Below are 22,980 nucleotides of genomic sequence, written 5' to 3'. Positions count from 1 at the left end.
GTTTCATCCGGCCTTTCGCTTTTGTTCGACTATTTTTGCAGAATGCCGGGGCGCAGCAACAAGTCCCAGCACGCGTCAAGCGGCACAACTTCGCGATCCTTGAGTGCGTCCGCATAAATTTCCTGCAGGGCAAGACGGGTTGTCGTCATTGGGCATTTAGGACGCAAAATGCCGTCGGTTGCCTCAACCGCCACTCTTGTTTCATCTGTCATTGCAGGAACCGTGCGGAACGGATCAGCACCGATCTGGATTTTCCGGGTGGGCTCGCGGTTCAGCAGCCATGGAAATGGATCGGTGAAATCGAGCGTCATCAGCGTTTTGATATAAACGCCGTCACGGCTTTCGAACGCTTTGAAGGCTTTGATGGCTTCATCGGCGGAGATGATCCAGTACATCTGATAATCCAGCTCTGAGTAAAGCCGCCAGCTTGGCAATTGCCCCTGCGTTGCCAATGCTTCGTAAGGTGCAGAATAATCTGCATAATGCATGGGTAGCAATTTCGCACGATCCATGATGTCCGGCCTGACGGATACCTGGCGCATGGTTTTAAGTTCTGTCACAGGTGGTTGGACATAAGTGGGTGCTACCGCAATGACGCGCAGAATCTTGTGCGTGACCTTGCTGAAGGTGGGGATGACGCAGAAGGCCGCAAGCACCAGAAAGGCAATCCTTGCCTTGCCTTTGATGCGTTTAATGCGCTCGTAGATCATCAACAGAAGAGGCCAGATGAAGATGAATTCTTGACTGCCGGTATTTTGTGTTTCCAGAATGATGCCACCAAGCAAAATGACCGTGAGCCATATGGAGCTACGATCAAAAAAGCGTGTTGCAAATGGGCTGCGCGTCAACTCAATCCAGAAAAGAACCGGAATGAGAATTGCGGCAGGCAGGATCACATCAAGTTTGCCGGATAAGACTGTCAAAAAGCGTGGCAGCAGCGCGCCTTCATTCAAGATCAGAAGCTGCTCGATATCGACGAGATAGGCAGAGATCATGTGGCCGTTTAGTTCGAGTGTGGCCAATCCGATCAGTGTTATGGCGGCGGCAATCAAAGCGGTTTTAATTGACAAGCGCCCTGCCAGAAGTGCAGTCAGCCCGAACAGTCCTCCAACCAGAAAGCCTGTGATCTTGGTAAGAAACAGGGCAAGCATTGTAATGGCGCAAAAGGCTGCGAGCTTGCGTCCGTCAGCAATAAACATCAGACCGCATGTCAGCACATAAAGCAGCAGCGACACCTGACGGTTATAGATGCCGAAGCCGTCGAGGCCCGGATAAGATGTATAGGTTTGCACATTGGCGGGGAAAATGGCGAAGGCCAGAAAGGGAATGAGAAGTGCGAAGGCAATCGCCCGACTTTTATGTCCCACTTCGGCGAGAACCACTGCCATGAGGGGAGCTGCAACGACAAGCGTGGACCACTGCACAAGCAACAAGGATTGCGCTTGAGGAAATAGCCTCTTTCCCCAAGAAAAGAGATAATACCCCAGCGGGCCTACCGGGGTGAAGAAATCGACCGAGGGAATTTGCCCTGTGTTTATGCGTTGCGCTGCATCGAGATAGAGATAGGTATCCCAATACATCGGGCCAATTGGAACGGTCAGCGGGATGCTCAACAGACCAATCAGCACGACAAGGACAAGCAGCATCCAAAAGACGCTTCCCCCCGCAAAACGGGTCTGTCCGTTTGCTATATCAGGCGCTGATGAGACTGAAACCTTCAAATTCTGCCCCCGCTTCTTTGAAAATGGTCCATCCTTATACTCTTTCTAACGGCCAGATGTTTAAAAACTCCAAAACACGTCTTGCGCTTGCGATCTAGCGCAATATGGTGCCCCGAAGAATTGACCCGGAGTAGACTGTTGCAGAGCGTCGATGTTTTGGTGATAGGCGCTGGCGCTGCTGGCATGATGTGCGCGATCGAAGCCGCAAAGCGCGGTCGCTCCGTGTTGGTGTTGGACCACGCGAAAAAGCCCGGTGACAAGATTCGTATTTCGGGCGGTGGGCGCTGTAACTTCACCAACATTCATGCAAGCCCGAAAAACTTTCTGTCACAGAATCCGCATTTCTGTATTTCTGCACTTAGTCGCTACACCCAGCGCGATTTCATCAAGCTCGTGGAAAACTATCGCATCGCCTATCACGAAAAAACGCTTGGACAGCTTTTCTGCGATGGTTCCGCAACGCAGATCATCGATATGCTGCTTGACGTGATGCATCGTTACGGTGCGCGTTTGCAGCTTGAAACAGCAATCGAGACTGTTGAGAAAACCGATCGCGGTTTTGTCATTCGCCACTCTGGCGGCACCGTTTCAGCAAAGTCATTGGTTATTGCGACCGGCGGTAAATCCATTCCGAAAATGGGTGCGACAGGCTTTGGTTATGACGTTGCCACGCGTTTCGGGCTGCGTATTGTTGAAACACGTCCCGGTCTGGTGCCGCTGACTTTCGAGCCGCATTTGCTGGAGCGATTGAAGCCACTTGCGGGCGTTGCCGTCGATGCTGTGGTTTCATGCAAGAAGACGAAATTTGCCGAGGCGATGCTGTTCACGCATCGCGGCATCAGTGGCCCCTCCATTCTTCAGATTTCATCTTACTGGCGTGAAGGCGATGAGATTGTCATCTCCATGCTGCCAGCGACCGATCTGTTTGAAGCTCTTAAGGCGCAGCGCTCCAAAAACGGTAAGCAGGCACTGCAAACGGCTCTATCGTTCTTCATTCCCAAGAAACTCGCCCAGCTTATCGCTGCGGACTTTCCGGCGACCAATCTTGCAGATCTTTCGGACGCCATCTTGCGGCGGGCTGCAGCTGCGATCAATAACTGGCATGTAAAACCAGCGGGTTCAGAAGGCTATCGCACCGCTGAGGTGACATTGGGTGGTGTCGATACACGCGACCTCGATTCCAAGACTATGGAGGCGAAGAACGTATCCGGCCTTTATTTCATTGGCGAAGTGGTCGATGTCACCGGTTGGCTTGGCGGCTATAATTTCCAATGGGCATGGTCGTCCGGCTGGTGTGCAGGGCAGGTAGCTTAAGAAGCCCCGAACCATTCTCTCTATTGAAAAGTGGAAGCAGTTCGATTTGTCGGATCGGCAGCTCTGCATAAGTTGATAATCCGGCACACAAATTTCATTCTCTTCAAGCTGGTACAGTGATTTAACTGTGTCGTCCGGTCGCGTTCGATGGAACCTTCTTGTTCCTCGGATACGATTCGCGTATCGCCTAAAGGAACGGATGAGGATGGAGGTCGTCCGAATGCCGCAAAGAAATTCCCCCTTGGCGCCGTTTCAGTACGGAACTTTTCGCGCTTTATGGTCTGCCACGCTATTTTCAAACCTGGGCGGTCTTGTGCAGACTGTCGGTGCGGGCTGGATGATGGCCACCATCGCGCATTCGGATGATATGGTCGCGCTGGTTCAGGCCTCCACTACTTTGCCGGTAATGATCTTCTCGGTTGCGGCGGGTGCGCTTGCGGATAATTTCGACCGCCGCCGCATCATGCTTACCGCTCAGATTCTCCTGCTCGTCATTTCGGTTGCGCTTGCGGCTTTCGCCTATTTTGGCATGTTGACGCCATGGATGTTGCTCGGCTTCACTTTTCTCATCGGTTGTGGCGGTGCTTTGCATAATCCGTCGTGGCAGGCATCGATGGGGGACATTGTTCCGAGAGCCGACTTGCCTGCAGCGGTTGCTCTTAATTCCATGAGCTTCAATCTGATGCGCAGCATTGGCCCGGCAATTGGTGGTGCAATTGTTGCAGCAGCCGGTGCTGCTTTTGCGTTCATTTTCAATGCTTTCAGCTACTGCGCACTTATTCTGGCACTTTGGCGCTGGCAACCACAGATAACAAAATCCAGTTTGCCGCGCGAAGCATTGGGGCCTGCAATGGTTGCAGGGCTCCGCTATGTGGCCATGTCGCCAAACCTCCTGAAGGTCATGTTTCGCGGATTTCTGTTCGGCCTGTCTGCGATTGTCATTCTCGCGTTGTTACCGCTTGTGGCGCGAGACCTCGTTAAAGGCACCGCGCTGACATATGGCATCATGCTCGGCTTTTTCGGGATAGGTGCTATTGGCGGTGCGCTTTCAAGCGCGCGATTGCGCGAACTTCTCGGCAATGAATGGCTGGTACGCAGTGCTTTTGTTGCCTTTGCGCTAAGCTGTCTTTTGCTCTCGGTTAGCCGCAGCATCTGGATGAGCTGCATTTTCCTGCTGCCTGCAGGATTGTCGTGGGTTCTGGCACTTTCTCTGTTTAACGTGACTGTGCAGCTTTCAACGCCGCGATGGGTGGTTGGCCGTGCGTTGGCGCTGTATCAGACTGCCACGTTCGGTGGCATGGCGGCGGGCAGTTGGCTCTGGGGTTCGGTTGCCGATGAGTTCAGTGTCCCGGGAGCTTTGCTGGCGGCAGCCTGTGTTTTGCTCTTCGGTGCACTTGTCGGATTTCTGCTGCCGCAGCCAGAATTTGAATCGCTCAATCTCGATCCGCTCAATCGCTTCAGCGAGCCGCAATTGCGCCTCGACCTACGGTCACGCAGTGGCCCGATCATGATCATGGTCGATTATAAAATCGCTCAGGAAGATGTGCAGGCATTTCTTGCGGCAATGACGCTGCGGCGGCGCATCCGCATTCGCGATGGCGCACGACAATGGGCCTTGCTGCGTGATCTGGAAAATCCGGAAACCTGGACAGAAAGCTATCACGTCCCGACATGGGTGGAATATGTGCGTCACAATCAGCGGCGTACGCAATCTGACGCGGAAGTTTCAGAAAGGCTGCTTGCGCTGCACAAGGGGACAACGCCCCCTCTGGTGCATCGGATGATCGAACGGCAGACTGTTTCCATTCACGATGACATGCCGCTTAAGGCGCATCTCGATCTGACGTGATGAAGTCAGCTCAGGCTACCGAAAATTCGGTCCTTGCAATCTGATTGCGACCGCTTTTCTTGCTTGTGTAGAGTTGATGGTCGGCGTGCTGCAGCCAAAGGGAGCCACTCATATCCGGATGCGTGCGCGCAGACGCAATCCCCATACTGACGGTTACATTGGTGCTGACTTCCGAACCCTGATGTGGAATGTTCAGCGACTGGATCTGAAACTGGATTTCATGTGCCGTGGCCAAAGCTGTTTCAGGGTCTGCACCGGGCAGGACACAGGCAAATTCTTCACCGCCATAACGTGCCGTCATGCCCGAAACCTTGTGCACAGCACGGTTCAAAGCGGCCGCAACCATGGCAATGCAACGATCGCCTTCGGGATGGCCATAGGTGTCATTGAAGAGCTTGAAGAAGTCGATGTCGAGCATGATCACCGAAAGCCATGCACCAACAGGTGCAAGGCGCGAGATTTCACCCGCCAGAATGACCTCAAGCTGACGACGGTTGCTAAGGCCCGTCAAAGCGTCGGTAACAGCCATCTGAGCAAGCTGATCGCGCAGACGCTTGAGTTCGATATGGTTGGAGACGCGTGCCCGCAGAACAACCGGATTGATCGGCTTTGTCACATAATCGATAGCACCCAGCGACAGGCCGCGCACTTCCGCTTCCTGATCATCGAGGCCCGTCGTGAAGATGACCGGCACATCGGCCAGCAAACGATCATTCTTTAGGCGGAGACAGACTTCATAGCCATCGAGACCCGGCATCATGACATCGAGCAAAATCAGGTCCGGCAAAACCGAGCGGGCAACTTCCAGCGCTTGTTCACCAGATGTGGCAAAGCAGATTTCATAGTGGTCTTCCAGCACCGCGTTCATGATCTCGATATTTGAAACTTCGTCATCGACGATCATGACGGTTGCACGATCAGGCATTTTTTTACTCCGGTAGTGTTTAGATTGCCGCGTAGTTTTTATGATCTGCGGCGAATTCTGGAGCGTCGGTCTGATCCAACCAGATCGACGCTCTAACTCTTCATTTTAACACGCATCTCGTCCGAAAGCCGCTTCGCGCTTTTGCTGGAAATGCTTTAACTCGCTGGAGGACGTTCCTCAGCAAAAGCTTCGTCCAGACTGCGCAGGGCCTGTTCGTAATCGAGCTTGTCCAGTGCAGCCTTTGCAGCGCGTAGGGTGCCCGCATTGTTGCCTTGATCAGCATCAGAGCCGAGTGTTTGGAGCAGCGCGTCGAAACTGCTCCGCGCCCGCATGCTCCGGCGTGTGAGGTGGTCGCGCAGTGTGGTCACAGCCGATGCAATATCCGCGGTCTGAGGATTGGCATTTATCTGCTGCTGTGGCGCTGACACTTGATCCTTCAGGCTGGCTGCAGCCTTCAAGGCTGGCTTCATGGCGGAATTCAGCGCCGATAGTGTTGGTTCCAGACCGACCAGCTGTTCGTTGGCTATTGCCAGTTCCACCTCAGCAGAAATACGCGCAATTTCCGGTAGCTCCAGCGATGCTGCAACACCTTTGAGCGTATGAGCAAGGCGCCGCGCCCCGGTCAGATCGCCCTTGGCAATCTGATCCATTAGGGTTTCTATGACATTCTCAAAATCATCATGGAAACTTATGATGAGACGACGCAGAAGAGCTTGCTTTCCGTTTACCCGCACGAGTGCTCGCGTGAGGTCGAATGGTGGAAGGCGTTCAGGAAGATCGGCCTGAACGACTTCAATCTTGTTTTCCTGCTGTTGGACAACGGCAAGATCCACCCGGCGGGGTTTCATCCAGCGCTCAAGTGTCCCGATAAGTACACTTGGATCGATTGGTTTGGCCACATGATCGTTCATACCGGCTTCGGCGCATCTGCGGCGCTCTTCTTCATAGGCATGTGCGGTCAGTGCGATAATAGGCAGAGCCTCCGGACTCCAGTCGCGACGGATATGACGCGTGGCTTCCAGACCATCCATTTCCGGCATTTGAACATCCATCAGCACGGCTGAATAGAGCGAGCCGGATCGCGCAACGCTTTCGCAGGCAATGCGTCCGTTCTCGGCGGTGTCGACATCAAGGCCCGCATCACAAAGGAGCTGATAAGCGATTTCGCGATTGATCGCATTGTCTTCAACGAGCAGAACATGTGCGCCACGCAGCGGCTCTGCGATCAGTTCTGAACCTCTTGCTGCTTCCTCTGCATCTTTCGACAGTGGGAAAAGCATATTCAGCGTTTGCAGAATTTGCTGGGCTTCGATTGGCTTTGGCAGATAGGCCGCAATGCCAGCGCGTGAAGCTTTTTCCTTGAACTCGTCACTGCCATAGGCTGTTATCAGGACGATTTCGGGCAGTTTGGCAAGCTTTGCATTGGCATAAAGACTGCCTACTGTTTCCATGCCGTCCATACCTGGCATTTTCCAATCGAGCAGCAACAGATCATAGGGGTGGCCACGCTGGAACGCGGTTTCCAGTGCTCCGATAACCTCGGTGCCGGATGAGACCAGATCGACCGGGATTGACCAGTCCGCAAAAATGCTCTGTAGAATCTCACGGGAAGCCGGATTATCGTCTGCTACAAGTACCCGAAGCTTCTGGATATGCGCTTGCGGTTTTTCGACAATTGAGTGCGTGCGATCCACGTTGCCGAGCGTGGTTGTAACGGTGAAGACACTGCCCTTGCCTGGGGTGCTGAGTACGGTGATGTCACCGCCCATCTGCCCGGCAATCTGCTTGCTGATGACCAGTCCGAGGCCGGTGCCGCCAAAGCGACGTGTGGTGGAGCTATCGGCCTGCGAGAAGGAGCTGAACAGCTTGGATTGCTGGTCGGGTGTCATACCAATGCCGGTATCTGCAACGGCAATCTGCAGGCGGTAGTCGCCGTTATCTGTTGCATTTCCGCTGACACGAAGGGTAACCGAACCATTCTCGCTGAACTTGATGGCATTGCTCATCAGGTTGAGCAGCACTTGGCCGAGGCGCATTTCATCGCCGACAAGGCGTTCTGGGACGCCCTGATCGATGTGCAGGCTCATGGTCACATTTTTGGCTCGGGCATCGGCACTGGTAATCTGCAATTTGCGATCAAAGAGGGCACGCAGCTCAAACGGACGGTTTTCCAGCGTAAGTTTGCCAGCATCGTTCTTGGAGAAATCCAGAATGTCATTGATCAGGCGCAGCAGAGAGCCACTGGCGCCGCTAATTTTGGAAAGATAATCGCGCTGGCGCTCTGTCATGTCGGTGCGGAGCATCAGATGGCAGAAACCCAGTATCGCATTGAGCGGGGTGCGGATTTCATGGCTCATATTGGCCAGGAACATGCCCTTGGCCTTGTAGGCCTGCTCAACCTGGACAGAACGTTTCTCGATTTCCGCATTCTTGACCATGATTTCGTCGCGCATTCTGCTGATGCTGTCGACGCAAGCGACAAGCATGTCGCAGAACCAGACGAGAACGGCTGCCTGAAAAGCGACAATCACAGCGTGAATCATCACGCGGCGAATATCGCTGCCTGTCGGGAAGACGAGGGACGGCAGAAAGTAATCGAGTGTCAGGTGGTGCAACGCAACTGCAACGGCTGCAATGATGGTTGCTCGGCGGTCGCACCAGCCGATAGTGAGTGCGAGCATGGCAAAGAAATACATGTGCATGTCCATCTGCCAGATGTGCCCACGAAGCAGATAGAGCAGGATCGCAGGCTCAGCCACGAGAGCTACGGCAGATAGAAAGCGCGTTGCGGGCGCGATATCGGCACGCCACCACATCAGATTATAGCTTGCTGCAAGGAAAGCACCAGCAAGTGCGCCGCCGAGGATGGAAGCACCAGTTCCATAGGCGATGACCGCAAACAGCGGAACATGCAGCCAGAAAAGGATCACTAGAAAGCGCGCAAAACGTCTGCGGATATCGTCAAGCTCAATGATCATGGATTAGGCCCCGGTAACAGCAAGATCAAAACAGCCGGACAGCTGTGCGGGTTCAAAGACGAGCCACGCGCCTGCATCGTAAAGTGCGTCGATTGCGTCAGGACGTGCGGCGTATACAACCACAACGTTCATGCGCTCATTGAATGAAAGGATCTGTGCGTCGGCTTTGCCAAGCAGCGTTGCCACTTGTGAGGCATTGGCCCATGGCTGCATGAGAACGGCAAACTGGCCGTTCTCACCACGTGGAGAAAGCATCGCATAGATGAGTGCTGTGAGGCCGATCACGAAAAGGGCGATAGCTGGCAGCAGGTCCAGCATACGCCATTTTGACTGCGTTAAATGAGAGTTCATGTCTCTGTATCCGCAATTCAACACGCCTCGGGCGTTACCTTTTCATAGTATACAAAAAAAGGCGCGTGTCTTGCTGTATGTGCTAATTGAAGATTGTATTAGTTATATTGATCGTCAAAAGTTGATCATTTACCGTTTTAAAGCACCCCCAAAAGGTGTGCGACAGTTTTCGGATAAGATGCACGTCAGATCAAATGCGCTCTAATGGCCCGGTAACGCGGCAGGGTACGTCGTACATCGAATTTACGGCCTTTCAACATATGCAGTGCGCTTTGTCTTCTCATTATCGAGTGACCAGCGGTACGCTGAATATCAGTCCAAATTATGATTTGAGTATACCTTTTAGTTCAATGCCTCAAACCCTCACATAACCAATTGTGTGAATTACACAGCTATTAATTGCCAATGATTTTTGCGCGGTGCAGAATTTTGCTTTACGTACCTCAAAGCCAACGTTAAGGTTGCGCAGTGAAGCTTTGGGAGGAGTTCACATGCAGATGCAAATTCTGACAATTGGAAGTGGCGTTGAATGCTCGCGCTGTCGTGCTTGCATTGGTATGCGCGCATGAACGCAACCCGAAGCGAGCATGGCACGCCGCTGCTGGAGGCGGTTTCGCTGTCGAAATCGTTCGGACCTGTTCAGGTTCTGAAAAATATAAATCTCAGCATCTATGGCGGCGAAGTTCACGCAATTATCGGCGAAAACGGTGCCGGTAAGTCGACACTGATGAAGTTGCTCGCCGGCAATGAACGCCCGACCAGCGGCGAAATTCATATAGATGGTAAGCCGGTTTCATTTTCCGGTCCGGTGGAAGCGGAAGCGCAGGGCATTGTTCTGGTACATCAGGAAATTTTGCTGGCGCCCGATTTGACTGTCGCCCAGAATATTTATCTGGGACGTGAACTTTCCAACGGTCTGGTTGTCGATGACAAGTCAATGCGTGAAGGTGCACGCAAAGCCATTCGTGATCTTGGTGCGGATATTAATCCCGATGCCATTGTGGGCCGCTTGTCGATCGCGCAACGTCAGCTTGTGCAGATCGCTCGTGTTTTGCTCGTGCCGCATCGTGTGGTGATCTTTGACGAGCCAACAGCATCGCTTACGCCGGTTGAAACCGAGGCACTTCTGAAAGTCATTTGTGATATCCGCGCCAAAGGCGTTGCGGTTCTCTATATTTCGCATCGGTTGCCGGAAGTGAAAGAAATCTCGGACCGTGTGACGGTCTTGCGCGATGGGACGCTTGTGGCGGCTCACATGGCATCAGAGCTTCAGCCAAACGATATGGCCCGGCTGATGGTGGGGCGCGATGTTGCCAAACTTTACCCGGACCGCGCAGTACGTCACGGACAGATGCCAGTGCTTGAGGTCGATAATTTCAGCGTTCCGGGTTATGTCAAAACCGCAAGTTTTACATTGAGCGAGGGTGAAATTCTGGGCTTTGCAGGGTTGGTCGGTGCGGGCCGAACGGAACTGATGGAAGGTATTGTTGGACTGCGTCCCGGCAAAGGCCAGGTGCGTCATAATGGAAAGCCTGTCAATTTCCACAATGCCCATGCCAGTCTTTCCGCTGGCATCGCCTATCTGAGCGAAGATCGGAAGGGCAAAGGTCTGCTGCTTACCAAGGACCTCGGTATCAATCTGACACTCGCTTCGATCAGCAAGTTTGTCCGGGGCTTACAGATAGATCGTCGCAAAGAGCGTACGGCACTCAACGATGCGATCAAAGAGTTCGATATCCGTACGGGTCGCAAGGATATTCTTGCAGGGCAGCTTTCTGGCGGCAACCAGCAGAAGCTTCTTCTGGCAAAGATGATGATGCTCAACCCGTCCATTGTTATCATTGACGAGCCAACCCGCGGCATCGACGTGGGCACCAAAGAGCAGATCTATCAGTTCATTGCCAATTTGGCCGACGAGGGTAAGTCGATCATCGTCGTATCGTCTGAAATGCCGGAACTTATTGGCGTATGTGACCGTATCGTCGTCATGCGTGAGGGCAGGGTCGCAGGCGAGGTCACAGGTGAACGCATGACCGAAAATGACATCGTTGTCTTAGCCACAGGCATCAGCGCCGAAGCGGCGGCTTAGAGCATTTGGACCAAAAGCGGGAACCGCTTTTGCGAAGGGTAAGTGCTTACAAACAAGTAGTTAGAACGGTTCCAGCAGTTCAATCATAACGGGGCCGCTCTAAAGAAAAAAGGGGAGTAAATGACAGACGTAGTGACCGATAAAAGCAGGGTGCCGAAGACTTCCAAGGATTGGGATCTGAGGGCTGTTGCACCTTTTATTGCGCTGCTTTTGCTGCTTGTTCTGGGTACAATTGCCAATCCGAATTTCATCAGCATCGACAATCTGATGAATGTTGCGACACGTAGTGCGTTCATCGCAATCATAGCGCTGGGTGCCACCTATGTGATTTCGTCGGGCGGGCTGGATTTGTCGGTCGGCGCTATGGCGGCTTTTGTCGGCAGCATCATGATCATGTTCATGAACAGCGGTGTTATTGCCGATCCGGTCATGATGCTGATCGCAGCCGTGCTTCTGGCTGTTGTGGTGGGTGCACTTTGTGGCCTGACGAATGGATTGATCACAACACTTGGCGGTATAGAGCCGTTCATCGCCACGCTTGGCACGATGGGCATTTATCGTGGTCTGACGACATGGCTGTCGCAGGGCGGTGCAATTACCCTGCGCAATCCTGAAATTCAGGCGCTTTACAGGCCCGTCTATTTCGGCTCGGTCTTTGGTATTCCCTTCCCGGTTATTGCGATCTTTGTCACGGCAGCAATTGCGGCATTCGTTCTTTATCGCACACGCTATGGCCGCCATGTGATTGCGGTTGGTTCCAGCGAAGATGTTGCACGCTACTCGGGTATATCCGTCAAACGTGTTCGCACGATTGCCTATATCGTGCAGGGGCTTTGCGTGGCTGTCGCGGTGCTTCTCTATGTACCGCGACTGGGTTCGACATCTGCAACAACCGGTATGTTGTGGGAGTTGCAGGCGATTACTGCCGTTGTTGTCGGTGGTACGGCATTGCGCGGTGGTGTGGGGCGTGTCTGGGGCACGATCTGCGGTGCATTCATTCTGGAAATTGTCGGCAATATCATGCTGCTTTCCAACTTCATCAGCGAATATCTGATCGGGGCCATTCAAGGGGCGATCATCATCATCGCCATGCTGGTGCAACGGTGGTTGTCGCGGCGATAAAAACCACGGTGTGATGGGTAATCTCATCCCGCCTTGGACAATGAGTTTGACAGGATTGAAGGGGCGGTCCGGTCACAGAGGGATAAAGCCCCCTGAACATTTGGGAGGAAAGAATGCGAGGAAAACTTTTAGGCGTTGCTTTTGCAGCATTGGCCGCCGGTGCGCTGGCCTTTACGGGCATTGCAAGCGCGCAGGACAAAAAGGTCACGATCGGCGTATCCATTCCAGCTGCCGACCATGGCTGGACTGCTGGTGTGGTCTATCATGCCGAACGCGTGGCCAAGCTTTTGATGGCTGAGCATCCGGGCCTTAATGTCATCGTTAAGACATCTCCGGATGCCGCCAGTCAGGCAAATGCGTTGCAGGATCTTGCTGTGCAGGGTCTGGACGGTCTGGTCGTGCTGCCGTCCGATCCTGATCCACTTGTGAACGCTATCAAGGAGATCAAGGACAAGGGTACGTTTGTGGCGCTGGTCGATCGCGCACCAAGCAATAATGACAATTCCATCCGTGATCTTTATGTAGCGGGCAACAACCCGGCTCTTGGTCAGGTTGCTGGCGAATATATCAAGAAGAACACGCCAGACGCACAGGTTGTCGTCATTCGTGGTTTGCCTATCCCCATCGACCAGCAGCGTCAGGATGGTTTCGACAAGGGTATCGAAGGTTCGAACGTGAAGGTTCTTGATCGCCAGTATGGCAACTGGAACCGTGACGATGCGTTCCGCGTGATGCAGGACTTCCTGACGAAATATCCGAAGATCGATGTCGTCTGGTGTCAGGATGATGACATGGCCGTTGGTGTGCTCGAAGCGATAAAGCAGGCCAACCGGGAAGATATCCAGTATGTTATCGGCGGCGCCGGTTCCAAGGACATGATCAAGAAGGTCATGGATGGCGACAAGCTTATGCCGGTCGACGTCCTTTACCCACCTGCGATGGTTTCAACAGCCATGGAGCTCGCGGCCGGTCATTTCTACGATCAGATTCCAGTGAGCGGTAACTATATCCTGGATGCCACGTTGGTGACCAAGGATAACGCCGAGCAGTTCTATTTCCCGGATTCTCCGTTCTAATACCCATCTGCGCGTCCGCCAAAGCGGACGCGCAGTTTAACGTTTGAGGGCTTTATGCCCTTGTTTCCGATATCGGGTCGAATTTTTAGTTGGAGGACTTTTGATGAAGACGATCAAAGGGCCTGGGATATTTCTCGGGCAGTTTGCGGGCGATGAAGCGCCATTTAATACATGGGACGGCATCACCAAATGGGCCGCAGAAAAAGGCTATGTCGGTGTGCAGGTGCCGACATGGGCGAGCCAGTTGATCGATCTCAAAAAGGCCTCGGAATCCGGAGACTATTGCGATGAGTTTGCCGGTGTCGCGCGTGAAAATGGCGTCGAGGTGACTGAGCTCTCGACGCATCTGCAAGGCCAGCTTGTTGCCGTGCATCCGGCTTATGATGAGGCTTTTGACGGATTTGCTGCTCCAGAAGTGCGCGGCAATCCGAGAGCGCGTCAGGCATGGGCGGTTGAGCAGGTGAAGATGGCCATCAAGGCCTCTCGCAACTTAGGCATTGGTGCTCATGCGACCTTCTCAGGCGCCTTGGCATGGCCGTTCATCTATCCATGGCCGCAACGTCCTGCTGGTCTGGTTGAAACGGCATTTGACGAGCTTGCACGTCGCTGGACGCCGATTCTCGATTATGCCGACGAACATGGCGTCGATATCTGCTATGAAATCCATCCCGGTGAAGATCTGCATGACGGCGTGACCTTCGAGATGTTTCTGGATCGGGTTAAGAACCATCCGCGCGCCAATATGCTTTATGATCCATCGCATTATGTTCTGCAATGTCTCGATTATCTCGACAATATCGACATCTACAAAGATCGCATCAAGATGTTCCACGTCAAGGATGCCGAGTTTAATCCAACCGGGCGACAGGGTGTTTATGGCGGTTATCAGGGTTGGGTCAATCGCGCTGGTCGCTTCCGCTCGCTCGGCGATGGACAGGTTGATTTTGGTGCTGTGTTCTCGAAAATGGCTGCCAATGATTTCGATGGCTGGGCTGTGGTCGAATGGGAATGTGCGTTGAAGCATTCGGAAGACGGTGCGCGCGAGGGCGCGGAGTTTGTTAAGCACCATATCATTCGCGTGACCGACAAAGCATTCGATGACTTTGCTGCTGGCGGAACCGATGATGCAGCCAATCGGCGCATGCTGGGGCTTTGAGGGGAAGCAGACACAATGACCATTGAAGCAAAAACCAAAGAAACCGCAAATCCACGCATTCGTTTAGGTATGGTTGGCGGTGGTGCGGGTGCTTTCATCGGGGGCGTGCATCGCATGGCCTCGCGGCTCGACAATCGCTTTGAACTGGTGGCGGGAGCGTTGTCGTCGTCACCTGAAAAAGCGCAAGCCTCCGGTCGTGAGCTTGGCCTTGCGGAAGACCGGATCTATTCAAGCTACAAGGAAATGGCAATTCGTGAAGCGCGCCTCAAGAACGGCATTGAGGCGGTGGCCATCGTGACGCCAAATCATGTGCATTACGATGCGGCCAAGGAGTTTCTGCGGCGCGGCATTCACGTGATCTGCGATAAGCCGCTGACATCGACATTGGCTGATGCGAAGAAGCTCAAGAAAGTGGCGGATGAGAGCGGCGCGCTGTTTGTGCTGACCCATAATTATACCGGTTATCCGATGGTTCGTCAGGCGCGCGAAATGATCGCGAATGGTGAGCTGGGTGATCTCCGTGTTGTTCAGGTGGAATATGCACAGGACTGGTTGACGGAAGCGGTGGAAAAAACCGGTGCCAAGGGGGCTGTCTGGCGCACCGATCCGGCTCAGTCCGGCCTTGGTGGCGCAACGGGCGATATTGGTACTCATGCCTTCAATCTTGCTTCGTTTGTGACTGGTTTGACGCTCGACAGTCTCGCAGCTGATCTCGATAGCTTTGTTCCGGGCCGTCGTCTTGATGACAATGCGCATGTGATGCTGCGTTTTGCGGGCGGCGCCAAGGGGATGCTCTGGTGCAGTCAGGTCGCACCGGGCAATGAGAATGCGCTGCGTCTTCGCGTTTATGGCACCAAAGGCGGGATCGAATGGGCGCAGGAAGACCCGAACCGGCTGTGGTTCACGCCGTTCGGCGAGCAGAAGCGGCTGATAACGCGTGGCGGTTCAGGTGTTGGGGATGCCGCAACCCGCGTGACACGCGTACCGGGCGGCCATCCGGAAGGCTATCTGGAGGCGTTCGCGACAATCTATGTTGAAGCCGCCAATGCCATTCAGGCCAAGCGCGACAATACGAAGCCCGACAGTGCTGTCGTGTATCCAACCGTCGACGATGGCGTCAAAGGCGTAGCATTCATCGATGCTTGCGTCCGATCTTCCAATAAGAATGGCGGATGGGTTAGTCTCTGACATAAATTCAAATCGCAAAACGCCGCCGTTTATGGCGGCGTTTTTGTTTGTGCGTTCCAGCATGATCAGCCGTCCAATTTGTCCGCCGTAGAAAAGCCATCTTGATTTCATGTTTGACGGAGATGTGCCTGATATCGCTGACCGGTTGCATCTGTCGGCCCGGTTAGGTACGCGAATTCAAAGCCGTCCGAAAGCGTGTGCATGCAGAAATTTCGCCCCACAATTGCCAGCGGACCGCTGTGCCTTTTAACAGCACTCTACATTCTTATTTTCACGAATACGTCCTTCTGGCATGCAATCGGCACTTATTATGCCGATGCGCCGTTGAGGCTGGCGGGTATAGTCGCCACATTGTTGTTTCTGCATGTGGCGCTGTTCGTCCTGTTCTCGGCAAAATACATCATCAAGCCGATGCTGATTTTGTTTGTGATAATCGCTGCGGGCGGTTCCTATTTCATGGATACATTTGGCACGATCATTGACAAGAATGTTGTTGAAGCAGCATTGACAACCACGCAAGCTGAATCCGGTGCGCTGCTTACACCCAGCTTCCTTTGGCATATGCTGCTTTTCGGTGTTGTTCCGTCGCTGCTGATTGTGTGGGTACGCGTTAAACATCGCCCGCTGCTTGGAAAGCTGATGGTCAATACGGGCGTTATCTTCACTTGCCTCATTGCAGCCGTCGTCATACTCGGTACAAATTATGCGGCCTATTCATCCATGTTCCGCGAGCATGGCACTGATATCATGCAGAAGCTTATCCCAAGCACCCCGATCACCAGCACAATCCAATATGTTTCGCATCTGTACAAAAATCGCGATATCCCGATGCAGCCGCTGGGCTTGGATGCCAAACAGACACTGACGCAATTGCCCGCAGGCAAAAAACTGGTCACGGTTGTGGTTGTGGGTGAAACGGCGCGTGCACAGAATTTCAGCCTCAATGGCTATGACCGTGAAACCAATCCGGAATTGAAGAAGCGCGACGTCGTTGCCTTTACCGATACGACGAGCTGTGGCACGGAAACTTCCGTTTCAGTGCCCTGCATGTTTTCGCCTTTCACCCGCGATGACTATTCCAATACAAAGTTCCGAGGCTCGGAAAACCTGATGGATGTGCTCAAACATGCGGGCGTTGAAGTTAGCTGGTACGAGAATAATACCGGCAGCAAAGGCGTTGCCGAGCGGATCAAGCTGATTGATTTGCAGGGCGCGCAGGACAAACGCTATTGCGAAGGCGGCGAGTGTATCGATCAGATCTTGATAGATAGTCTGTCAAAAGAGCTGAACGAAGTTTCCGGCAATGCGACAATCGTTCTGCACATGACGGGCAGTCACGGCCCGGCTTATTATCGCCGCTATCCGACAGAATATGCAGGCTTCAAACCAGATTGCCGCTCCAACGATTTTGCTAAATGTTCGCAGGAAGAAATCGTCAATGCCTATGACAATTCGATCCTCTACACGGATCATATTCTGTCCGAGGTGATTGATCTTCTCAAAGCGCATGAGGACAAGTTTGCTTCCGCGATGATCTATATGTCCGACCATGGCGAGTCGCTTGGTGAGGACGGTCTATATCTCCACGCGGCTCCCTATTTCATCGCACCATCGCAGCAGACCCTTATACCGTTCATCACATGGTTTGCGCCGGAATATGTAGCGGATACCGGCCTTAATCTCGATTGCTTGCGCAAGACGACGGCAGAACCGTCATCGCATGACAATCTGTTCCATACGGTGCTTGGTATGATGGCGGTCAAGACCTCCGCCTATGATCAGACGCTTGATCGTTTTGCCGCCTGTCGGACGCCGCATAGGGTGGCATCGAACTAAATATGAAAAGCCCCGCTCATTGAGCGGGACTTTTGTATTTGCAAAACCATTAAACGTAGCGGTTGACCACGTTTTCCAGATATTCCTGTCGGCCGGATCGTGGCTGTGGATTGATGTCTTTTGTTTCGACTTCTGAAGCAATCTGTTCCAGCGACATGCCGGTTGCAATTTTCTTGCCGAAATCGCCGGACCAGCCAGCATAGCGTTCATCAAGTGGCTTGGTCAGTGCGCCGTCCTGCAACATGCGGGCAGCAGCCTTAAGACCACGCGCACAGCAATCCATGCCGCCGATATGGCCGATCAACAGATCCTGCGGGTCGAGCGACTGACGACGCAGCTTGGCATCGAAATTAGTGCCGCCATTCTTGAAGCCGCCGTCAAGCAGCACCTGATAATAGGCGAGCGCCATTTCCGGCACATTGTTCGGGAACTGATCTGTATCCCAGCCCGACTGATAATCGTTACGGTTCATGTCGATGGAACCGAGAATGCCGAGGCTGCGGGCCAGTGCCAGCTCATGCTCGAACGAATGACCGGCAAGAATTGCATGGCCCTGTTCGATATTGACCTTCACCTCGTTTTCGAGGCCATAGCGCTTGAGGAAACCGTAAACCGTTGCGACATCATAATCATACTGATGCTTGGTCGGTTCCTGTGGCTTTGGCTCAATCAGGATCGTGCCCTTGAAGCCGATCTTGTGCTTGTATTCGACCACGAGGTTGAGGAAGCGGCCCATATTGTCGAGCTCGCGGTTGAGGTCGGTGTTGAGAAGGGTTTCATAACCTTCACGACCACCCCAAAGCACGTAATTGTCACCGCCAAGACGCTTGGTTGCATCGAGACAGGTTTTGACTGTGGCTGCTGCAAAAGCGAACACTTCCGGATCAGGATTGGTTGCAGCACCAGACATATAGCGGCGATGCGAAAAGAGATTGGCTGTGCCCCACAGAAGCTTGATGCCGGTTTCGGCCTGCTTCTGCTCAAAAACATCGATGATGGCTTCGAGGTTTCTGGTATTTTCAGCGAAGTTATTACCTTCCGGGCGGACGTCTGCATCGTGGAAGCAATAGAAAGGTGCGCCGAGAAGCGAGAAGAATTCAAAGGCCACATCGGCCTTCAGCTTTGCAGCTTCGAGGCCGTCCTTGTACCAGGGGCGGTCAAAGGTACGGCCGCCAAAAGGATCGCCACCCTCCCATGCAAATGTATGCCAATAGGCGACCGCAAAGCGCAGGTGGTCTTCCAGACGTTTGCCAAGGACAATCTCGTCCGGATTGTAATGACGGAATGCCAGCGGATTGTCGCTGTCTGGTCCTTCGTAACGTATTTTCTGGATGTCGCCGAAAAATCCGGTGCTCATCATGCTCCTCCGATGTTGATGCTGGTGACGCTGTGCTCTTGCTTGTTAAGCGAGTGGACGCAGCGCGGGATAAAGTGCGTGGTAGCGCTGATAAGCTTCGTTGTAAGACGAGATCAGCGACTGTTCGGGTTCAATCGTGCGGGCTGTGCGCGGCGGTTTGCAGATCGCAAAAGGATCGGCGCCGCTGGCGACAATCAGGCCTAGGCGCGCGGCACCGAATGCAGCACCGAAGTCGCCTTCTTCGGGAAGTGAAACCGGAACATTCAATGCGGTAGCGATTGATTTCAGCCAATAGGCAGAACGAGAGCCGCCACCCACAGCAATGAGTGATTTGATCTCTGTGCCAGCTGATTGCAGTGCCACGAGATTGTCGCGGATGGCAAAGGCTACGCCTTCAAGGACTGCCTGCGTCATCGCCTTGCGGTCGGTTTCATGTTCAAGGCCGCTGAAGACACCGCGAATTTTTGCGTCATTGTAAGGCGTGCGTTCACCAGAAAGATAAGGCAGGAATGTTACGCTCCCGGGTGCCTTGAGTGTGTCGCCAAGCTCGGAATCGAGCGCATGCGGGGTTGCGCCAACGATGTGGGAAAACCAGTCGAGCGCGCTCGCGGCAGACAGGATGACGCCCATCTGGTGCCATGTGTGGGGAAGTGCATGGCAGAACGCGTGTACGGCACTTTCAGGCTTTGGCTGGTAGGCACCATTGGCGGCAAACAACACGCCGGATGTGCCGAGTGAAACGAAAGCATGGCCGGGCTGGACCGTTCCCATGCCACAGGCAGAGGCTGCGTTATCGCCTGCACCACCTGCTACGACTGGAGCATTTGTAAGCCCCCAACGGGCGGTGAGTTCGGCACGCAAGGTGCCAGTTGCATCGCTGCCTTCGGCAAGCTTAGGCATATGGTTTTCAGTCAGCCCGGTCTTTGACAAAAGCTCAGTCGACCATTTGCGCGCGCCGGTATCGAGCCAGCTTGTGCCAGCTGAATCTGACATGTCGGATACATATTCGCCGGTCAGCCAGAGACGCAGATAGTCCTTTGGCAGAAGAACCTTGTGGGTACGGGCAAAAATATCTGGTTCAATACGCGCAATCCAGACGAGTTTAGGCGCGGTAAAGCCCGGAAAAACGATGTTACCGGTGATCGCGCGGAAGGCCGGATCGGCATCAAGCTCTGCCGCTTCTTTATAGCTGCGTGTGTCGTTCCACAGGATGCAGGGGCGAAGCACCTGATCGTTTTCGTCGAGCAAAGTCGCGCCATGCATCTGACCGGAAAGGCCAATGCCCGCAACGGCCGCAAACTCTTTAGGATGCGCTGCGCGCAGGCCGTCAATGGCTGTTTCGCATGCGCTGATCCATTGTGCAGGATCTTGTTCGCTCCAGCCGTGGTGCGGGCGTGAAACATCAAGCTCACCATGGGCAGAGCCAATCAACTTCTGTTCGCTGTCGATCAGAAGCGCCTTTACGCTGGATGTTCCAAGATCAAGGCCGAGATACATAATCGCTCCTGTGGAATTGTCGTTTGGCCTGCGGCTCAGTCGAGCTGTGGCAGGTTGTCTTTGAGAAAGATTTCGATGCGGATGTGTTCCTGTCCCGGCACAATGGCGAGGCGATCCGCCGTTGCTTTGAGAACACGGATGGCACTGCGGATTTCATGGCCCGCGTCTTGCGCAAGCACCGCATGAACGAGACCGTCTTTCAGTGCCTGCGATGTAACATCGTCACGTTCATGGGCGATGACCAAGGGGCGGCTGTCATTTCGGGAGGCCGTGAGCGCCCGGATTAGTCCGCTGTTACCTGCACCTAAACTATAAATTCCCGCGAGATCTTTACGCTTTTCAAGGAGTTCAAGCACGAGCTTTTCAACGCGCGCGCCTTCATCGAAGCCCTCCAGAACAGGTAGAATTTCCCGCCCGGAAAAGTCGGCGTCCATAGCGCTTTTGAAGCCTTCAAAACGCTCCTGATGGTCGCGCACTTTCAGCGAGCCAGCGATAACCGCAATGGCGCCATCGGTGCCGCTGGCAAAAAGGCCTAACAAGCGTGCGGCAGTGCGGCCAGCGGCACCATTATCGATGCCGACATAGTGTGCACGGGATGAATTGCCGAGGTCGGAAACAAGCGTAACTGCATGAACGCCCTGTTCTGCAAGTCTTAGGCAGGCGTCGCGCACCGGGTCAGTGTCGACCGCAACAAAGGCGACACCATCGGGTTTACGTTCTGCACTTGCATCCAATGCTCTAACAAGGGCTGCTTCATCAAATGCCGGTACAAGCACGAGATTGATGAGAATACGCTCTGAAAGTCCGCGTTCTGTTGCCGCTTCAAGCTCTGCGCGAAGGCTCTGCATGAAGGTGTTTTCATTATCCGGCAAAATGAAATCGAACTGATAAAGCCTGCCACGCGCAAGATTGGCAGCACCCACATCGCGAACATAGCCAAGCGTGTTCATGGCGTTCGTCACACGGTCGCGGGTCTTTGCTCTCACACCAGGACGATCGTTCAGCACACGGTCAACCGTGGCGAGACTAACGCCCGCAGTTCTGGCTATATCATGCACGGTGGGTTTCATTTTCACTCCTCGGAGCGGAACATAGGATCAAAAATGAGGTACGTAAATCAAAAAATGCTTGCTATTCATTTTTGTTCACGTATCAATTGCATCCGAGGATGAGATCTTGCACCTTCAAGGGTAAGACTCACTGGAGTGGTCTTGGCGCATTGCGCCGCAGGGAGGATCAGCCAGATATGAAATCAAGCAGCTTCGTCAGGAGCCGCTTTGTCGTGCCAGACTCCGGGGGCGGGTTCGTTCGGGGCGAGGAATTTATATCAACCGGCATAATGCCGGCGGTGATTGGAGGAACAGTGCATGAAACGTCGTAATTTTCTAACAGGCGCGCTGGTTGCAGCAGCTCTCGGCATTGGAGCCATGGGCGCAACACCAGCTTTTGCATCGCCGGAAAATCCGGTTATCGGTTTTTCCATTGACGATCTGCGCGTTGAGCGCTGGGCGCGCGACCGCGATTATTTCATCGCGGCAGCAGAGAAGCTCGGTGCCAAGGTCAATGTTCAGTCGGCTGACGGCAACGAAGAAAAGCAAGTCAAACAGGTCGAAAACCTGATCTCGCAGGGCGTCGATGCCATCGTGATCGTGCCAATGAATTCAAAGGTATTTGATGCGGTCGTCGCCGATGCAAAGGCTTCAGGTATCAAGGTTCTTTCCTATGATCGTCTGATCCTCAATGCCGATATCGACGCTTACATTTCGTTCGATAATGAGCGCGTTGGTTTCATGCAGGCCGAAGCCGTGCTTAAGGCAAAGCCGGAAGGCAATTATTACCTGCTCGGTGGTTCGCCCACCGACAACAATGCGAAGCTGCTGCGCGCTGGCCAGGAAAAGGCGCTGAAGGAAGCCGTCGATTCCGGTAAGGTCAAGATTATTGGCTCGCAGTGGGTTAAGGAATGGAGCCCGACTGAAGCGCTTTCGATCATGGAAAATGCGCTGACTGCCGCACAGAACAAGATCGATGCAGTCGTTGCTTCCAATGACGGCACGGCTGGTGGTGCAATTCAGGCACTCGCAGCACAAGGTCTTGCAGGTAAGACCGCTGTTTCCGGTCAGGATAGCGATCTTGCCGCTGTGAAGCGTCTGGTCGACGGCACGCAGACCGTTACAGTTTACAAGCCACTCAAGTTGATTGCCGAAGAAGCAGCCAAGCTCACCGTGCAGATGGTGAAGGGCGAAAAGCCGGAATTCAACGGCAAGATCGACAACGGTTCGAAGGAAGTCGACACGCTTCTGCTCACGCCAACGGCTGTGACCAAGGACAATATCGACATCTATGTGACCGATGGCTTCTACACCAAGGAGCAGATCGAAGGGAAATAAGCTCTCTTTCTGCGTAATTGAGTATAAATTGCGGGGCCGGATGTTGGAAACCTGTGCTTCCGGCCTCTGGCCTCACATCAAGTTTGACAGAACTGTCTTTGACAGCGTTGTCGGCCAATTTCTTATGTAGATAC

General features: G+C 53.6%; 16 protein-coding genes. 9 read left to right on the top strand and 7 right to left on the bottom strand.

Translation table 11 applies throughout. The features are described from left to right. Positions 1–29 precede the first annotated feature (29 nt). On the bottom strand, positions 30–1,646 hold the full coding sequence (locus CEV33_RS04930; RefSeq protein WP_235818365.1) for a hypothetical protein: 1,617 nt from the start codon (positions 1,644–1,646) through the stop codon (positions 30–32). A gap of 213 nt (positions 1,647–1,859) precedes the next feature. Here CEV33_RS04930 and CEV33_RS04925 point away from each other — a divergent pair, with 213 nt between their 5' ends. Continuing rightward, a complete protein-coding gene (locus CEV33_RS04925) occupies positions 1,860–3,035 on the top strand; it encodes a BaiN/RdsA family NAD(P)/FAD-dependent oxidoreductase (RefSeq protein ID WP_094539385.1) in 1,176 nt (391 codons plus the stop codon). A gap of 220 nt (positions 3,036–3,255) precedes the next feature. After that, positions 3,256–4,884 carry an MFS transporter gene (locus tag CEV33_RS04920; RefSeq protein WP_094539383.1) on the top strand — a complete coding sequence of 543 codons (1,629 nt, stop codon included), beginning with the start codon at positions 3,256–3,258 and terminating at the stop codon, positions 4,882–4,884. A gap of 10 nt (positions 4,885–4,894) precedes the next feature. Here CEV33_RS04920 and CEV33_RS04915 read toward each other — a convergent pair whose 3' ends face one another. The 3 genes from CEV33_RS04915 to CEV33_RS04905 form a co-directional block, all read right to left on the bottom strand. Then, a complete protein-coding gene (locus tag CEV33_RS04915) occupies positions 4,895–5,809 on the bottom strand; it encodes a diguanylate cyclase (protein ID WP_094539381.1) in 915 nt (304 codons plus the stop codon). 155 nt (positions 5,810–5,964) lie between these two features. Further along, the gene (locus CEV33_RS04910) at positions 5,965–8,787 is read right to left on the bottom strand and encodes a response regulator (RefSeq protein WP_094539379.1); all 2,823 of its coding nucleotides are present in this window, start codon (positions 8,785–8,787) and stop codon (positions 5,965–5,967) included. A gap of 3 nt (positions 8,788–8,790) precedes the next feature. Next, on the bottom strand, positions 8,791–9,138 hold the full coding sequence (locus CEV33_RS04905; protein ID WP_141211564.1) for a hypothetical protein: 348 nt from the start codon (positions 9,136–9,138) through the stop codon (positions 8,791–8,793). Between the two features lie 565 nt (positions 9,139–9,703). Here CEV33_RS04905 and CEV33_RS04900 point away from each other — a divergent pair. From CEV33_RS04900 to CEV33_RS04875, 6 genes are all read left to right on the top strand, one after another. Further along, positions 9,704–11,227 (top strand): sugar ABC transporter ATP-binding protein, encoded by a 1,524-nt coding sequence (locus CEV33_RS04900; RefSeq protein ID WP_094539541.1) that lies wholly within the window; start codon positions 9,704–9,706, stop codon positions 11,225–11,227. 120 nt (positions 11,228–11,347) lie between these two features. Further along, entirely contained in the window at positions 11,348–12,349 is a 1,002-nt protein-coding gene (locus CEV33_RS04895) for an ABC transporter permease (RefSeq protein WP_094539375.1), read from the top strand. A gap of 113 nt (positions 12,350–12,462) precedes the next feature. Then, entirely contained in the window at positions 12,463–13,425 is a 963-nt protein-coding gene (locus tag CEV33_RS04890) for a substrate-binding domain-containing protein (protein ID WP_094539373.1), read from the top strand. Between the two features lie 103 nt (positions 13,426–13,528). Then, complete coding sequence (locus CEV33_RS04885) at positions 13,529–14,581, top strand: sugar phosphate isomerase/epimerase family protein (RefSeq protein WP_094539371.1); 1,053 nt, start codon at positions 13,529–13,531, stop codon at positions 14,579–14,581. A gap of 15 nt (positions 14,582–14,596) precedes the next feature. Continuing rightward, entirely contained in the window at positions 14,597–15,769 is a 1,173-nt protein-coding gene (locus tag CEV33_RS04880; protein WP_094539369.1) for a Gfo/Idh/MocA family protein, read from the top strand. 201 nt (positions 15,770–15,970) lie between these two features. Beyond that, positions 15,971–17,605, top strand: a complete 1,635-nt coding sequence (locus CEV33_RS04875; protein WP_094539367.1) for a phosphoethanolamine transferase — start codon at positions 15,971–15,973, stop codon at positions 17,603–17,605. Between the two features lie 49 nt (positions 17,606–17,654). On the opposite strand, the gene xylA is transcribed toward CEV33_RS04875, so the two are convergent. Genes xylA through CEV33_RS04860 form a run of 3 tightly spaced genes read right to left on the bottom strand, consistent with a single transcriptional unit; the run spans position 17,655 to position 21,529 of the window. Continuing rightward, entirely contained in the window at positions 17,655–18,962 is a 1,308-nt protein-coding gene (xylA, locus tag CEV33_RS04870) for a xylose isomerase (protein WP_094539365.1), read from the bottom strand. 45 nt (positions 18,963–19,007) lie between these two features. Then, positions 19,008–20,459: a xylulokinase gene (gene xylB, locus CEV33_RS04865; RefSeq protein WP_094539363.1), complete on the bottom strand. Its 1,452-nt coding sequence runs from the start codon at positions 20,457–20,459 to the stop codon at positions 19,008–19,010. A gap of 35 nt (positions 20,460–20,494) precedes the next feature. Next, positions 20,495–21,529: a LacI family DNA-binding transcriptional regulator gene (locus tag CEV33_RS04860; protein ID WP_094539361.1), complete on the bottom strand. Its 1,035-nt coding sequence runs from the start codon at positions 21,527–21,529 to the stop codon at positions 20,495–20,497. A gap of 297 nt (positions 21,530–21,826) precedes the next feature. Here CEV33_RS04860 and xylF point away from each other — a divergent pair, with 297 nt between their 5' ends. Then, complete coding sequence (gene xylF / locus CEV33_RS04855) at positions 21,827–22,846, top strand: D-xylose ABC transporter substrate-binding protein (RefSeq protein WP_094539359.1); 1,020 nt, start codon at positions 21,827–21,829, stop codon at positions 22,844–22,846. Positions 22,847–22,980: the final 134 nt, after the last annotated feature.

This window comes from Brucella grignonensis, assembly GCF_002252505.1.
Lineage (GTDB): Bacteria > Pseudomonadota > Alphaproteobacteria > Rhizobiales > Rhizobiaceae > Brucella > Brucella grignonensis.
This window is presented reverse-complemented; position numbering and strand designations above follow the sequence as displayed.